The organism is Pseudomonas sp. NFPP07 (assembly GCF_900115645.1).
GTDB lineage: Bacteria > Pseudomonadota > Gammaproteobacteria > Pseudomonadales > Pseudomonadaceae > Aquipseudomonas > Aquipseudomonas chlororaphis.
The window spans coordinates 13,817-25,946 of record NZ_FOXG01000016.1; the positions used below are offsets into that span (position 1 = coordinate 13,817).

Below are 12,130 nucleotides of genomic sequence, written 5' to 3' on the forward strand. Positions count from 1 at the left end.
CCGCATCGTATTTATGTAGTGTTTCAGGCCTGCATTGCGCTGATGCCAGCCTGTTCGAATGCCTTGGCCAGATCGCGGATCGGCCGTTGTTCCGTGTCTTGCATCACTTGCAATTGCTGGGTCAGCGACGGTGCCCCGAACACCCCGCGCCCGCCCTGGGAAAGATCGCCGGCCTTGGGCTTGTCGCCGAAAGACTTCAGCGAACCACCATCCTCGGCGGAGTCCTGGTCGAACAGCAGCGACAGCGTGCTTTGGCTGAACACCCCGCCATCGCCGCCACCAAAACCCAGGAAGCCATGGCCATTACCATCGCCCCCGGCATCGCTGCTGCCGAATACCTGGGCAATGAAGCTCGGCGCCAGGGCCCCGCGATTGATGAAAATGTCCCCCAGCGGCCGGATGCCATCGCCCAGCACCCGCTGCTCGAACAATGGCGCGAAGGCCAGTGGCGAAGCCAGGTCGCCAGCGGGTGGCGTGGTGACCGTGGGTTGCAGCGGCACATAAGGCGGCAGCGGCGGAACCACCGGGTCGCTCGAACGGAATTCCGGATCGCCCACCGGCAGCTCCGTGGGTGGGTTGGCCGCCGGCATGGTGTTGATCGCGTAGTTGTTGGAGCCGGTGCTGCCAGTGCCGGTATTGCCGAATGTATCGCTCACCCCACTGTTATTCAGGGTGATCAGGTTGCTGGTGTCGCTGATGTTGGCGGTTGGCGTCAGGGTCGCGGTCCAGGTCCGGCCGCCGTCGCTGCTGCCCAGGGCGCTCAGGGTGCCGTTGGCCACCGTCAGGTCCGAGTTGGTGAAGCCGCTCACCGCTTCACTGAAGGTGATGGTCACGCTACTGGTCTGGCCCACGCCGAGGCTGCTGTTGGCGACCACGATGGTGGCGGTCGGACGCTGGGTATCGATCAGGTAATTGTTCGAATCCGTGCTGCCCAGCCCGGTATTGCCCGAGGCGTCGCTGACCCCGCTGTTGTTGAGGCTGATCAGGTTGCTCGTATCGCTGAGGTTGGTGTTCGGGGTGAAGGTCGCGGTCCAGGTGATGCCGCCATCGCTGCTGCTGACCGCGCTCAAAGTACCGTTGGCCACCGTCAGGTCACTGTTGTCGAAGCCGCTCACCGCCTTGCTGAAGGTGATGGTCACCAGGGACGTGTCGCCCACGGCCAGCATCGGGTTGGCGACCACCACGGTAGCGGTGGGGCGCACGGTGTCGATGACGTAGTTGGCCGAGTCGGTGGTGCCGCTGCCGGTGTTGCCGACGGCGTCTATCACTCCGGCATTGTTCAGGGTGATCTGATTGCTGCTGTCGCTGATGTTGATGGCTGGGGTAAAGGTGGCGGTCCAGGTGACCCCGCCATCGCTGCTGCTCAGGGACCCCAGGCTACCGTTGGCCACTGTCAGGTCCGAGTTGGTGAAGCCGCTGATCGCCTCGCTGAAGGTGATGGTCACCGTGGTGGTTTCGCCCGCTTTCAGGGCCGTGTCGGCCAGTACGATGGTGGCGGTCGGCCGCCCGGTGTCGATGATGAAATTGTTCGAGTCGGTGCTGCCGCTGCCGGCGTTGCCCGCCGCGTCGCTGACCCCGCTGTTGTTGAGGCTGATCAGGTTGGTCGCATCGCTGACGTTGACGTTCGGGGTGAAGGTCGCGGTCCAGGTGATGCCGCCGTCGCTGCTGCTGACCGCGCTCAGGGTGCCGTTGCTCACCGTCAGGTCGCTGTTGTCGAAGCCGCTCACCGCCTCGCTGAAGGTGATGGTCACCAGGCTGGTTTCACCGATCGGCAGGATCGGGTTGGCTACCACTATGGTGGCGGTTGGGCGAGCCGTGTCGATGACATAGTTGTTCGAATCCGTGGTGCCGCTGCCCGTATTACCCGAGACATTGATCACGCCGCTGTTGTTCAGGGTGATGACGTTACTGGTATCGCCGACACCCACAGTCGGCGTGAAGGTAGCGGTCCAGGTGACCCCGCCATCACTGCTGCTCACCGCGCTCAAGGTCCCGTTGGCCACCGTCAGGTCGCTGTTGTCGAAACCACTGACCGCCTCGCTGAAGGTGATGGTCACCAGCGAGGTTTCGCCAGCCTTCAGGGCCGTGTCGGCGATCACGAGGGTGGCCGTCGGCACTACGGTTTCGATGCTGTAGTTGGCTGAGTTGGTGGTCCCGGTACCGCTGTTGCCGGCCACGTCGGTGAAACCGGCGTTGTTCAGGGTGATCAGGTTGCTCAGGTCGGTGATACCCGCCGTCGGGGTGAAGGTGGCGGTCCAGGTGAGACCGCCGTTGCTGCTGCTCACCGCGCTCAAGGTGCCATTGGCCACCGTCAGGTCGCTGTTGTCGAAACCGGTCACTGCTTCACTGAAGGTGATGGTCACCACCGAGGTTTCGCCGGCCTTGAGGGTCGAGTCGGAGAGGACGATGGTGGCGTTCGGGCGCAGGCTGTCGATGGCGTAGTTGTTGGAGTCGGTGGTGCCGCTGCCGGCGTTGCCCGCCCCATCCGTAATACCGGTGTTATCCAGGGTGATCAGGTTGCTGCTGTCGCTGATACTGGCAGTCGGGGTGAGGGTCGCCGTGTAGGTGATGTTGTCGTTGGTGCCCAAGCCGCTCAGCGAACCGTTGGCCACGGTCAGGTCGGCCAGGCTGAAGCCGGTCACCGCCTCGCTGAAGGTGATGGTCACGGTACTGGTCTGGCCCACGCCCAGGGCGCTGTCGGCGACCACTATGGTCGCCGTCGGGCGCACGGTGTCGATCGCGTAGTTGTTGGAATCGGTGGTGCCGCTACCGGCGTTGCCCGAGGCGTTGGTCACCCCGCTGTTATCCAGGGTGATGACATTGCTGGTGTCAGTGATGCTCGACGTCGGGGTGAAGGTGGCGGTCCAGGTGACCCCGCCATCGCTGCTGCTCACCGCGCTCAAAGTGCCGTTGGCGACGGTCAGGTCGGCGTTGCTGAAGCCGCTCACTGCCTCATTGAAGGTGATGGTCACCAGCGAGGTTTCAGCGATCTTCAGGTTGTCATCCGCCACCACGATGGTTGCGGTCGGCAGGACGGTGTCGATGCTGTAGTTGCCGGAGTTGGTGGTACCGGTCCCCGTATTGCCCGCCAGGTCGCTGACCCCGGTGTTGTTCAGGGTGATGACATTGCTCGCGTCGGCGATGCCTGCCGTTGGGGTGAAGGTGGCGGTCCAGGTGAGACCGCCATCGCTGCTGCTCACCGCGGTCAGGGTGCCGTTGGCGATGCTCAGGTCGGCGTTGGTGAAACCGCTCACGGCCTCGCTGAAAGTGATGGTCACCAGCGAGGTTTCGCCGGCCTTGAGGGTTGTGTCGGCAAGGACAATGGTCGCGGTCGGCCGCTGGCTGTCGACCGCGTAGTTATTGGAATCGGTGGTACCGCTGCCGGTATTGCCCGCCCCATCCGTAATGCCGGTGTTGTCCAGGGTGATCAGGTTGGTCGAATCGGTGATGCTGGCGGTCGGGGTGAGGGTCGCCGTGTAGGTGATGTTGTCGCTGGTACTCAAGCCGCTCAACGTACCGTTGGCCACGGTCAGGTCGGCCAGGGTGAAGCCGGTCACCGCCTCGCTGAAGGTGATGGTCACCAGTGAGGTCTGGCCCACGCCCAGGGCACTGTCGGCGACCACGATGGTCGCGGTCGGGCGCACGGTGTCGATCGCGTAGTTGTTGGAGTCGGTGGTACCGCTGCCAGCGTTGCCGGAGGCATTGGTGACGCCGCTGTTATCCAGGGTAATCAGGTTGCTGCTATCGGTGATGCTCGACGTCGGGGTGAAGGTCGCGGTCCAGGTGATGCCGCCGTCGCTGCTGCTGACTGCGCTCAGGGTGCCGTTGCTCACCGTCAGGTCGGCGTTGCTGAAGCCGCTGACCGCCTCGCTGAAGGTGATGGTCACCAGTGAGGTTTCACCGATCCTCAAGGCGTTGTCCGCCACCACTATGGTCGCGGTCGGCAGGACGGTGTCGATGCTGTAGTTGTTGGAGTTGGTGGTGCCACTGCCGGTGTTGCCGGCCAGGTCGCTGACCCCGGTGTTGTTCAGGGTGATCAGGTTGCTGGCATCGTTGATACCGACAGTCGGGGTGAAGGTAGCGGTCCAGGTGATGCCGCCATCGCTGCTGCTCACTGCCGTCAACGTGCCGTTGGCGATGCTCAAATCGGCGTTGGTAAAACCGCTGACTGCTTCGCTGAAGGTGATGGTCACCAACGAGGTTTCGCCAGCGCTGAGGGCGCTGTCGGCGACCACGATGGTCGCGGTCGGCCGCATCGTATCGATCGCATAGTTGTTGGAATCGGTGGTGCCGCTGCCGGCGTTGCCGGACAGGTCGGCGATGCCGGTGTTGTCCAGGGTGATCAGGTTGCTGGTGTCGCTGATGCTGGCGGTCGGGGTAAAGGTGGCGGTCCAGGTGATGCCGCCATCGCTGCTGCTCACTGCCGTCAACGTGCCGTTGGCAATGGTCAGGTCGGCGTTGGTGAAGCCGCTCACCGCTTCGCTGAAGGTGATGGTCACCAGCGACGTCTCGCCGATCCTCAGCGCGCTGTCGGCGACCACAATGGTCGCGGTCGGCCGCACCGTGTCGATCGCGTAGTTGTTGGAATTGGAGCTGCCCTGGCCCAGGTTGCCCACGCTGTTCTGGACGCCGGTGTTGTCCAGGGTGATCACGTTAGTGGCATCGGTGATGCTGGTGCTCGGGGTGAAGGTGGCGGTCCAGGTAATGCCGCCATCGCCGCTGCTCACCGCGCTCAGGGTGCCGTTGGCGACGGTCAGGTCGGCGTTGGTGAAACCCGTCACCGCCTCGGAGAAGGTGATGGTCACCAGCGAGGTCTCACCGATCCTCAGGGCATTGTCGGCCACCACTATGGTCGCCGTCGGATGCGCGGTATTGATCACGTAGTTGCCCGAGTCCGTGGTGCCGCTACCGGTGTTGCCGGCCAGGTCGGCGATGCCGGTGTTGTTCAGGGTGATCAGATTGCTGGAGTCGCTGATGCCATCGGTCGGGGTAAAGGTCGCGGTCCAGGTGATGCCGCCATCGCTGCTGCTCACTGCCGTCAACGTGCCGTTGGCGATGCTCAGGTCGGCGTTGGTGAAGCCGCTCACCGCTTCGCTGAAGGTGATGGTCACCAGGGAAGTTTCGCCGGCGGTGAGGGTGCTGTCGGCGACCACGATGGTCGCAGTCGGGCGCACGGTGTCGATCGCATAGTTGTTGGAATCGGTGGTGCCGCTGCCGGCGTTGCCGGCCAGGTCGGCGATGCCGGTGTTGTCCAGGGTGATCAGGTTGGTGGTATCGGTGATGCTGGCGCTCGGGGTGAAAGTGCCGGTCCAGGTGATGCCGCCGTCGCTGCTGCTCACTGCGGTCAAGGTGCCGTTGGCGATGCTCAGGTCGGCGTTGGTGAAACCGCTGACCGCCTCGCTGAAGGTGATGGTCACCAGCGAGGTTTCGCCGACCCTCAAGGCGTTGTCCGCGACCACTATGGTCGCGGTCGGCCGTGCGGTATCGATCGCATAGTTATTGGAGTCGGTGGTGCCGACCCCGGCGGTGCCCAGGCCATTGATCACCCCGGTGTTATCCAGGGTGATGACGTTGCTGGTATCGGTGATGCTCGAAGCCGGGGTGAAGGTGGCGGTCCAGGTAATTCCGCCGTCGCTGCTGCTCACCGCGGTCAGGGTGCCGTTGGCGATGCTCAGGTCGGCGTTGGTGAAGCCGGTCACCGCCTCGCTGAAGGTGATGGTCACCAGCGAGGTCTCACCGATTTTCAGCGCGGTGTCCGCCACCACTATGGTCGCGGTGGGCGGTGGTGCATAGGCGGTATTGAGGTTGCCGCCGTCGTTGTAGATGGTCGCCACCGACGTCGGCGAAGTACCGGTGCTGCCACCGCCCAGCGCTACGCCACCGGCGCCACTGGCCGCCGCGTTGCCGCTCAGGGCGGCGAAGTTGGCCGCGGTGATCAGGAAGGTGCCCTTGTTCCAGATCGCGCCGACGCCGCGGCCACCAATCCCGCCATTGCTGGCGTTGCTGCCTTGGCCGCCACCACCGCCACCGCCGCCGCCCGCGCCGATGTTGTTGCTGATGGTCGAGGTGCCTATAACGGTGATGGTGCCGCTGGAGGCGTTGTAGATCCCGCCGGCGGCATTGCCGCCCGCGCCGCCGACCTTGTCCCAACCCGCGCCGCCGCCACCGCCGCCGATGGAAATCGTGCCGTTGGTGGCCGTGGCGCCGTTGCCGCCGTTGCTGTAGTAGGACACGCCCAGACCGCCCGCGCCGCCGGTGCTGGTACCGCCGCGACCACCCATGTGGGTGGCGTCGTAGCCACCGCCATAACCGCCCACGCCACCGCCGCCAGCCTGGCCGCCCAGCGTGCCGGTGCCGGGGCCGGCGGAACCACCGTGGCCGCCACCCTGGCCACCCAGCCCGCCGCCGCCACCACCGCCACCGCCGTAGAACGCGCCGGTGACACCGCCGCCACCGCCGCCGCCCGAGGCCGCGTTGGAGGTCACGGTGACGTTGTTGAGGGTGAGGTTGCCGGCGTTGAAAATCCCCCCGGCCATGGCGCCGGTCGCGCCATACCCGCCATTGCCGCCGTTGCCCGAGACCAGGCCCCGGGTGATTACCAGGCCATCGAGGGTCACGGTACTGCCCGCGGTCACTTCGATGACGCGGGTGCGGTACTGGCCGTCGAGGATCACGTCCGCCGCGCCGTCGTTGTTCAGGTCGCCGTCGATGGTCACGTTCTTGTTGACCAGCAGTTCGGAGGTCAGCTGCACCGTCATGCCGCTGCTGAAGGTGACGATGTCGCCGTTCTGCGCCGACGCCAGCGCCGCCCGCAACGAACCCACGCCGGTGTTGGCGTTGTTGGTGGCGGTCCAGGTCGCCAGCCCCCACTGATAATCCTGCATGGCCTGGGTGGACAGCACGTTGGCGCTTTCGATGGTGCCGGTGGCGATCTCCAGTTCCCAGTCGCCCCCCAGGCCGGTGCGGTCGCTGGAGGCGGCCACGTCGCGACCGGTGAGTTGCGCCAGCGAGTCGACGAAACTCAGGCCGCGCTCGCCCTCGGCGGTGTAGCAGCCGTAGATCAGGATATCGCCGCCGGCGTTCATGTCCTGGCCGATATCCGCCAGCACCGCGCTGCGCGCCTGGACGTTGTCAGCCGAGAGGTAACTGTTGCCCAGCCACAGGTCGCCGGCATTGCCGTGGGCGATGATCTGCACCGAACTGACGCCCTGGTGTTGGTCCAGGTAATCGGCGATCTGCTGCAGGCCATCCTGGTTCGCCCCCAGTTGCACCACCTGGGTGCCGGGCGCCAGGCCCTGGAGCAGACTGTCGGCGTCCTTGACCCGCGAGTCGACGAACACCACCGTCAGCCCCGGCACCGCGGCCGGGGCCGCGGCAGGCGCGGCATCGGCCTGGCCGTGGGTGTCCTGGCTGACGCTCGGTTGATCGGCGGCGGTCGGCGTCTTGGCCACGTCCGTAGTGGTGTGGCTGTCCGGCTGGGCGACATCGGCCACCGTCGCCGCCACCGCACCGTCGAACAGCATGCGTGGCTCCAGCGGCATGATCATCGGAGAGGCCAGGGCATGCGCCCGCCCGGTGGCCCGCTGATTGACCCGCGACTTGCCTTTGCTCCACCACATGATGCTCACCCGGACTCGAACGTGCTGAAAGGTGCGAATTGAAAAACCGCGGTCAACGGGCCGCAGCGTCGGATTTCATACGAATGACATTGGCGGCACTGGATGCCCCGTCTTTCCAGAAGGACAGCTCCGCATACTTCTCGAACAGGTCCGGCGGCAGGATGGTGCGCCGCGACTGCAGCGCCACCCGCGCCTTGACCTTGTGCAGGCCCGCAACCCCCAGCGCCTGGTCGAACTCGGGCGCGTCGTAGGCCAGGCTGTCGAAATCGTGTTCGAACCAGGGTTCGTCGATAAAGTCGTAGATCAGCCGCATCACCCGCTCCGGGGCCTGGCTCAGCAGGTCGTAGTCGACGATCAGCAGCGAATCGGCGTTTTCGCCGTAATAGGCTTCTTTCAAGGCGGTCCAGGCATACCCCACCAGCCGGTTGTGCTGGGCCAGGGTTTCGCAGCGGCTGTAGACAGAATTGCGCTCGACCGCATCGCCGAACAGCTTGGTGTTTTCGAAGGGGTTGGCCCGGTACAGCCGTTCCAGGCTGTCCATGACCCAGGCGACATTGCGCACACAGGCGATGGTCCTGGCCTTGGGAAACAGGTCCTTCAAGGCCGGCAGGCGCGCGCACCATTGGCGATTGGTGTCGAAGACGACGGGTTTGTCGGCCTTGTCGGCGTAGTAGGAGTCGAACAGCCCGCGCAGCAGGCGGCGGCGCATGTCGATATCGATGACCGCGCCGAATTCGCTGCCGGCGCTGCACTGTTCGAGGATGCCGCTGAACAGCGCCCCCACCGGGCTGGTCATGCCGGCGTGAAAGCGCGGGTTCTGCAGCAAGATGGCCGACAGCAGGGTCGACCCTGAGCGCGGTAAACCGGAGATAAAGTGGAACTGCGGCAATCCCTTCACCCTAGCTATAAGTCCATTTGTAGGAAAAAGCGTAGTGCAAGGTCAGAAAACCAACTAGTGGTGCTTTGATATCAATTCGAAGCAAAAACCATAAAAAACGTGTGTTTTAAAAACACCCACCGCTCTGGAACCGAACGTGAACCGATCAAGCCACTGCTGGCCCTGAATTCTGCCTTTCGTCCATCAGTTGGTTCACAGGCCGATCTTTTGCGCAAAACCGCCCAAGGCCGCTATCCCGCAGGTTTCCCAGCCTGGGCGCACAGTGCTTGCAGCGACGCCTGGCTCTGCGCCACGCCGCATATCACCAGCAACCGCGCCGTGACCCCGCCGGCGGTGAATTCGCCGGCTTTTCGCCATTGCGCCGGCAACGGGGCGAATTCGTCGGGTTGGTCGGCCGTGCCGATCAGCCAGACGCGACCACTGCCCACCGGCAGCGCCGACAGCCGGTCGAGGTAAAGCCTGTCAGCCTGCTGCTCGACCAGGGTGCCGAAACCATAGGCGTTGGGCCGGGTGGAGACGCCGGCGGGCGTGGGCGGGGTGTAGAGCAGCGGCTGGGCGTCGGTACGGTTGTAGTAGACGTAGCTCAGGTACCACAGCAGGTCGCTGGTGACGATCCGGTCGCCGGCCACGTAGTGCTGGTTCACGTAGTCCACCAGCACGCTGATCTGATCGTTGCTATCCACCGTGGCGTTGTTGTTCAGGCCGACCCCCTCGGCCCCGGCGAACAGCAGCAGGACCGCCAGCGCCAGCGCGCGGGCATGCTCCAGCAGCCGGTCGATCGCCATCGCGAAAAGCAACGGCAGGCCCAGGGCATAGGCCGTCAGGTAGCGCTCGATGAACACCGGCGAAACGAACGACACCGCAAACACCAGCAACAGCGGCAGCACGCTGTAGGTCACCAGCAGCCAGCTCCAGCGCCAGGGCGTGCGGTCGCGCCAGGCGAGCATTGCGACGACGCCCAGCACCAGCAGCGGCAGGCCCGCGAACAGCAGCGGGGAACGGCTTTCGCCATCGTCCTGGGTCAGCAGTTGCCAGACCATCGAGGGTAACGACAAAAAGTCCACCGACGGCTCCCAGCCTACGTCGCCGCTGGCTTTCAGCTGGTCGATATGCTGCAGCAGGTCCACCAGCCCCGGCAGCCAGGGGACGAACAGCATGACGATGGCGAGGTTGGCCAGCCACCAGCCCGGCTGGTTGATCGCCCGGCTCGCAGGCGTCGCGTGCAGGCGTAGCAGCAACAGGTACGCCCAGTGGGCGAGCACGCAGAGCGCGGTGAAATAGTGGGTGTAGAACGCCGCGCTCATCAGCAGCGTGTAATACACCAGGTAGCGCTGGCGCCGGGGCTGCCTGAGCCAGTACACCAGGGCCAGGGTGGCGCCGAGCAGCCACACCCCCAACAAGGCATACATGCGCACTTCCTGGCTGTAGCGCACGGCGGTGGGCAGCAGGGCCAGCAGGAACCCGGCGAGGATTGCCGCGCGGCGGCTGGCGATCTGCGCCACCAGCCACACCCCCAGGCCGACACAGACGATCCCCGGCCAGGCGCTGAAGCTGCGAATGGCAAAGATGCCGTCGCCAAACAGCGCGATCCAGCCACGCAGCAGCATGAAGTACAGCGGCGGATGCACATCGTGGGCGGCATGCACCCAGAGTTCGCTCAGGCCGTAGCGGCTGAGCAACAGGCTGGAGCCTTCATCGCCCCAGATGGCCGCGGCGGTCAGGTCGTAGAAGCGGGTGGCCGCCGCCAGCAGCAAAATCGGCAGCAGCCAGTACGCCCGCAGCACCGCGACCAGGCGCTGTGCGTCGCTCGCCAGCCGATGGGCGATGCCCGGCCCGGCCGTATCCAGCAATTGTGGCTCTCTGCGAAACGCCATGAATGTCCCCTGCACCAACGTTTTACCAGCACAGCATCGCGGTTTATCCGGCCAGACATAAGGCACCCCATCACCCCAGGCGACTGGCGGAGCAGCGTCTACGCTAACCATTGCTGTCGACGAGCCCGCTTGGCGTTCTGACCGTATCGGTCAAGCTGTCAGGCCAGACACCAGGGATCGGCTCAGGGAGTCCCACTGATTAACCTGAAGGATAAAAAACTATGGAAGTGTTCATGGGCACCATTCAAGCTTTTTCCTTTAACTTCCCTCCCAACGGCTGGGCCTCGTGTTACGGCCAGACCCTGGGGATCTCGCAATACCAGGCGCTGTTTTCGCTGCTGGGCACCTACTACGGCGGCAACGGCACCACCAACTTCCAGCTGCCGAACCTGCAAGGGCGGCTGCCCATTGGCCAGGGTAACGGGCTGGGCCTGACGCCACGGGTGATCGGCGAGGTTTCCGGTACCGAAAACGTCACCCCGACCCTCAACAACCTGCCGTCCCACACCCACACCCTCGCCAGCGTGAGCGCCGCCACCACGCTGCAATTGGCCAACCCCGCCAGCAGCCCGGTCAGCGTGCCGACGGCCACCAATTCATTCATCGGCACCTCCGGCGGCGGGCCGGGCACCGCGACCATCTATTCCGACGGGCTGGGCGCCACGCCGGTGCCCCTCCAGGGGGTCAGCACCACGATCTCCGGCACCATCTCGCCCGCCGGCAACGGCCTGCCGCTGGAAGTCATGAACCCGTTCCTGGTGATCAACTTCAGCGTGGCCCTGAACGGCCTATTCCCATCGCGCAATTGAAGTTCGCGCCGGGGGACATTCCCCCGGCCCTTTTTCCAGCCAGGAGTGGTGCCATGCTGCATCTGCTGCAAAGTGAGCATTTCCAGCCTTTGCTGGGGCAAACCTGCAATCTGTTGCTACCGGACGGCAGCGTGTTGCCGGTCCATATCGAGTCCATCAAGGACACTCCCCAGTCCCGCATGCCGAACAGCCCGCGCATGCCCTTCTGCGTCGAGCTCAACAGCCTGGTGCCGACAGTGTTCGTCGACGGCCTGTGCGACCTGGAACTGCCCGGCGTCGGCCACCTGCAGGGCATGTTCGTGTCACGGGTGCCGGCCCTGGGCCGCGATCCGACGCTGGGCTATTTCTATATCGCCTTCAACTGAACCGAGCGTGCCTGGCGGCAGCGCCCCGGGCATCGGCTCGAACCCGCGGGGGTGCGCCGCTCAGCCGCGCGGACCGGGATACCACACCAGCCGCTCGGCCGCCGGGTTGGCTTCCTCGACCTGAAACCCCAGCGCCAGGTAATGCCGGCGCGCATGGGGGTTGCTGGCCCAAACCACCGTGGCCACCGGGCAGCGCACCTGCTCGGCGGCCTTCTGCACGCCCCGCAGCACGGTGCGCCCGTAACCGCGACCACGAGCAGCCGGAATGAACGCCAGGTACAGCACACGAATTTCATTGGCGCCAAAATCGGTGGTCAGGGCACCGATGGCGCTGCCGAGCTTTTCGATCACGTAGTGCATGGCGCCGGGGAAGTTCTCCCCCGCCCCCTGCTCCTGGACCTGGAACTGCTGGGCGATCACCTGCTCGACCTGCTCCTGTTCGCCATCGATCCATTGCAGATCGCTGCGCGCCGAACGGTAAAGGCTTTGCAGGAACGGTCCGTCGGTGGGCCGCGACGGACGTACCACCAGGCCATCGGACATGGCCGAATCCTTATGCAACATA

Annotated in this window: 6 protein-coding genes; 2 read left to right on the forward strand and 4 right to left on the reverse strand. The window is 64.9% G+C overall.

The window, feature by feature from the left end; genetic code table 11:
• Positions 1-23: 23 nt before the first annotated feature.
• From BM019_RS29615 to BM019_RS29625, 3 genes are all read right to left on the reverse strand, one after another.
• Positions 24-7,619, reverse strand: coding sequence for an Ig-like domain-containing protein (locus BM019_RS29615; protein ID WP_092422518.1), 7,596 nt, complete (start codon positions 7,617-7,619; stop codon positions 24-26).
• A 52-nt stretch (positions 7,620-7,671) separates the two neighbouring features.
• Positions 7,672-8,517, reverse strand: a complete 846-nt coding sequence (locus BM019_RS29620) for a sulfotransferase family protein (protein ID WP_009041591.1) — start codon at positions 8,515-8,517, stop codon at positions 7,672-7,674.
• Positions 8,518-8,747: 230 nt separating this feature from the next.
• The gene (locus BM019_RS29625; protein ID WP_092422521.1) at positions 8,748-10,391 is read right to left on the reverse strand and encodes a glycosyltransferase family 39 protein; all 1,644 of its coding nucleotides are present in this window, start codon (positions 10,389-10,391) and stop codon (positions 8,748-8,750) included.
• Between the two features lie 221 nt (positions 10,392-10,612).
• Here BM019_RS29625 and BM019_RS29630 point away from each other — a divergent pair, with 221 nt between their 5' ends.
• The gene (locus BM019_RS29630; protein ID WP_009041589.1) at positions 10,613-11,200 is read left to right on the forward strand and encodes a phage tail protein; all 588 of its coding nucleotides are present in this window, start codon (positions 10,613-10,615) and stop codon (positions 11,198-11,200) included.
• A gap of 53 nt (positions 11,201-11,253) precedes the next feature.
• On the forward strand, positions 11,254-11,565 hold the full coding sequence (locus BM019_RS29635; RefSeq protein WP_092422524.1) for a DUF6916 family protein: 312 nt from the start codon (positions 11,254-11,256) through the stop codon (positions 11,563-11,565).
• A gap of 60 nt (positions 11,566-11,625) precedes the next feature.
• Here the strand turns inward: BM019_RS29635 and BM019_RS29640 are convergent, their stop codons facing one another.
• Positions 11,626-12,129, reverse strand: coding sequence for a GNAT family N-acetyltransferase (locus BM019_RS29640; RefSeq protein ID WP_092422527.1), 504 nt, complete (start codon positions 12,127-12,129; stop codon positions 11,626-11,628).
• Between the last annotated feature and the right edge of the window lies 1 nt (position 12,130).

Bases quoted from the DNA above. Each gene is read 5' to 3' on its own strand.
- BM019_RS29630 (WP_009041589.1), top strand. From the start codon at position 10,613: ATGGAAGTGTTCATGGGCACCATTCAAGCTTTTTCCTTTAACTTCCCT.
- BM019_RS29640 (WP_092422527.1), bottom strand. From the start codon at position 12,129: ATGTTGCATAAGGATTCGGCCATGTCCGATGGCCTGGTGGTACGTCCG.
- BM019_RS29625 (WP_092422521.1), bottom strand. From the start codon at position 10,391: ATGGCGTTTCGCAGAGAGCCACAATTGCTGGATACGGCCGGGCCGGGC.
- BM019_RS29635 (WP_092422524.1), top strand. From the start codon at position 11,254: ATGCTGCATCTGCTGCAAAGTGAGCATTTCCAGCCTTTGCTGGGGCAA.
- BM019_RS29615 (WP_092422518.1), bottom strand. From the start codon at position 7,619: ATGTGGTGGAGCAAAGGCAAGTCGCGGGTCAATCAGCGGGCCACCGGG.